The following is a 3471-nucleotide window of genomic DNA, read 5'->3' on the forward strand; positions in this document are numbered from 1 at the left end:
CATGGTGATCAGCGCGCCGACGGTGACGACGCCGGTGCCGCCAACGCCGGCCACGAGGATTTCAAACGGTTTGGCGAAGCGATGCGGCGCCGGGGTCGGATACGCGGCCAGCGTGGCTTCGAGATCGGCCAGGGTGAGCTTGACGCTTTCCGGCTTCTTCAGCGTGCCGCCCAGCACCGAGACGAAGCTGGGACAGAAGCCCTCTACGCAGGAGTAATCCTTGTTGCAGGAGGATTGCTCGATCTGGCGCTTGCGGCCGAGTTCGGTTTCCAGCGGCAGGATCGACAGGCAGTTGGATTGCACGCCGCAGTCGCCGCAGCCTTCGCATACCGCCGGGTTGATCATCATGCGGCGCGCCGGATCGGGGAAGGCGACGTGGCCGGGCTTGTTCTTCTTGCGGCGGCGGCGCTTCTCGGCGGCGCAGGTCTGGTCGTAGACCAGCACGGTCACGCCGGGGATGTCGCGCAGCATGCGCTGGATGACGTCGAGTTCGGTGCGGTGATGCACCGTGACGCCGGCCGGCAGCTTGACCAGCGCGTAGTTCTCGGGCGCGTCGGTGACGACCACGACCTTCTTCGCGCCTTCGCTGGTGACCTGCTGCACGATCTGCGGCACCGACAGCGAGCCGTCGACCGGTTGGCCGCCGGTCATGGCGACGGCGTCGTTGTAGAGGATCTTGTAGGTGATGTTGGTGCGCGCGGCGATGGCCTGGCGGATCGCCAGCGAACCCGAGTGGTAATAGGTGCCGTCGCCCAGATTCTGGAACACGTGCTTCTCTTCGACGAAGCGCGAGGAGCCGACCCAGTTGATGCCTTCGCCACCCATCTGCGCGAGGTAGTTGGTGTCGCGCTTCATCCAGGTCGCCATGAAGTGGCAGCCGATGCCGGCCATGGCGCGACTGCCTTCCGGCACGCGGGTGGAGGTATTGTGCGGGCAGCCGGAGCAGAAATACGGCGTACGCTTGACACTGTCGGCGCCGTTCGACAACAGCTCGGCCGCGCAAAAATCGGGCAGGAAGCGTTGCAGGTTCAATGTCGGGAAGCGAGGTCCGAACCAGCGTACCAGTGCCGGCGCGATGCGCGAGGGACGCAGCTCGCCCAGCGCCGACAACAGCGCTTCGCCGTGGGCGTCGGTCTTGCCGATCACCGACGGGCGGCGCTCTTGCGGCAGGTTGTAGAACAGGTTCTTGAGCTGCTGCTCGATGACGGCGCCCTTCTCTTCAACCACCAGGATTTCATCGAGGCCTTGGGCGAAGGCCGACAGGCGCGTACGTTCCAACGGATAGGTCAGGCCCGGCTTGTACAGGCGCACGCCGAGGTCTTCCAGTTGCTGTTGCGACAGGTCGAGGCGCTCCAGCGCTTCCAGCAGGTCGAGGTAAGCCTTGCCGGCGCTGATGATGCCGATGCGCGCACCCGGCGCCGGCACGATCAGCTTGTCGATGGAATTGACGCCGGCAAATGCCTGCACCGCCTTGAGCTTGTCGTCGACGCGCTGCTCCAGCGCCAGGCCGGGCAAGTCGGGCCAGCGGTTGTGCAGGCCGTCGGCCGGCGGCGTGTAATCCGTCGGCACGGTGTAGCTCGGCAGCGATGGTAATTCCACCACGGCGCCGCCTTCGACGGTTTCCGAAATCGCCTTGAAGCCGACCCACGCGCCCGAGAAGCGCGACAGCGCCCAGCCGTACAGGCCGAACTCCATGTATTCCTGGATGTTGGCGGGATTGACCACCGGCATGCCCCAGGCAATCAGCGCCTGTTCGCTCTGGTGCGGCATCGACGACGACACGCAGCCGTGGTCGTCGCCGAGGATCGCCAGCACGCCGCCATGCGGCGAAGAGCCGTAGGCGTTGCCGTGCTTGAGCGCATCGCCGGAGCGATCGACGCCGGGACCCTTGCCGTACCACATGGCGAACACGCCCTGCACCTTGCGCGTCGGGTCGGCTTCGACCTGTTGCGAGCCGAGCACGGCGGTGGCGCCGAGTTCTTCGTTGATGGCCGGCAGGAACTCGACGTTATGTGCACTCAGCAGCTTCGAGGCCCGCCACAGTTCCTGGTCGACCGCACCCAGCGGCGAACCGCGATAGCCGCTGATGAAGCCGCCGGTATTGAGGCCGTTGGCGGCGTCGGCGATCTTCTGCATGCACAGCAGGCGCACCAGCGCCTGGGTGCCGGTCAGGAAGACGCGGCCGCTGCTGCGGGTGAGATTGTCTTCGAGTGCATAGTCAGGATCTGCCAGCGCGGAAACCAGCGATGCAGTCGTTTCAATTGGCTTGACCGGCAGGGTTTCAGGCTGAACCGGCGCCGCAGCGGCCGATCGGAAGGGGGGAATTGTCACCGAGTTCATCGTTATCGTTGTCGTCTCAATAGGGGGCGAAAGGCTGCCGGACCACCCGTCAAAAACAGGTGTTATTGAAAGAAAGGATATGACTTCGAATCGGAAAAATTATTTCTATTTATGCCTTGATAGTGGATAAAATGAGAATTATCTTTCCAAATGTAACCTCAAAAATGAAAAACTCACCTCTCGATTCCGCATCGCAAAAGATCCTCGCCGAGCTGCAGAAAAACGCCCGGATTTCCTCGAATGAACTGGCGGAAAAAGTCGGCATGTCGGCCAGTCCGTGCTGGCGCCGGCAGAAGGAATTGGAAGACAACGGTTACATCGTCCGCTACACCGCCGTGGTCGACCGGCGCAAGCTGGGACTGTCGGTGTGCTGCCTGGCGCACATCTCCTTGCTGCGCCATGCCGAAGGCGTGGTGGAGAAGTTCGAGGAAACCATGCGCATGCGTCCCGAAGTGATCGAATGCTACGAAACCACCGGCACCGCCGACTACATGGTCAAGGTCATCGTGCCCGACATGGATGCGTATCACGACTTCCTGCACAACGTGCTGGTCAAGCTCAATGGCGTCTCGCAGGTCAACACCAGCGTGGCGCTGCGCGAAGTGAAATACGAAACGGCGCTGCCGATCTGAAGCAGCGCCGAAGTTTTTAACCCTTGTAGATCCCGCAGCCGATCACCAGCCCGTTGACCTCTTCGATGTAGGTGGTCTTTTCTTCCAGCACGGCGGTGACCGGGTTCGGCCAGCGGTAGTCGATCCAGCCTTTGCCGCCGCCCTTGGCGGTATCGACGAATTGCTTGATGAACAGCTTGCCGTCGGCGTCCTTCAGGTCGATCAGGTTGCGCCCGATCAGCTTGGCGTTTTCGCCATGGGCGAGCGTGTTGCCGCTGAGGTCGATGACGTTGATGTAGAGGTCGCGCTGCTTGAATGCCGGCGTGGGTCGGCTGAAGTCGGCCAGCGCCGCGTCCTTGCCCTGCTGCTTCACGTGCTGTACTGCGCGCCTGACCATGGCCACCGCGTCTTCGGTATGGTTCTCAAGGCGGAAGGCGCTGACCGATTGCGCCAGCGAGGTCGCCAGTTCCTGCATCTTGACCGCCGACGAGGCGGCCTGCTCGACCATCGCGGCGTTCTG

3 protein-coding genes are annotated in these 3471 nt (G+C 63.0%); 1 reads left to right on the forward strand and 2 read right to left on the reverse strand.

All coding sequences use genetic code 11. From position 1 onward, the window contains the following. Positions 1 to 2262, reverse strand: a 2262-nt coding sequence (locus HLUSI_RS0123930; RefSeq protein ID WP_414087426.1) for an indolepyruvate ferredoxin oxidoreductase family protein, incomplete at its 3' end; no start/stop codon positions are given. 242 nt (positions 2263 to 2504) lie between these two features. Here HLUSI_RS0123930 and HLUSI_RS0123935 point away from each other — a divergent pair. Further along, the gene (locus HLUSI_RS0123935) at positions 2505 to 2972 is read left to right on the forward strand and encodes an Lrp/AsnC family transcriptional regulator (protein WP_016836349.1); all 468 of its coding nucleotides are present in this window, start codon (positions 2505 to 2507) and stop codon (positions 2970 to 2972) included. Between the two features lie 16 nt (positions 2973 to 2988). Here HLUSI_RS0123935 and HLUSI_RS0123940 read toward each other — a convergent pair. Next, positions 2989 to 3471: cache domain-containing protein (locus HLUSI_RS0123940; RefSeq protein ID WP_016836350.1), on the reverse strand; the 483-nt coding region annotated here is incomplete at its 5' end.

This window comes from Herbaspirillum lusitanum P6-12 (assembly GCF_000256565.1).
Taxonomy (GTDB): domain Bacteria; phylum Pseudomonadota; class Gammaproteobacteria; order Burkholderiales; family Burkholderiaceae_D; genus Herbaspirillum; species Herbaspirillum lusitanum.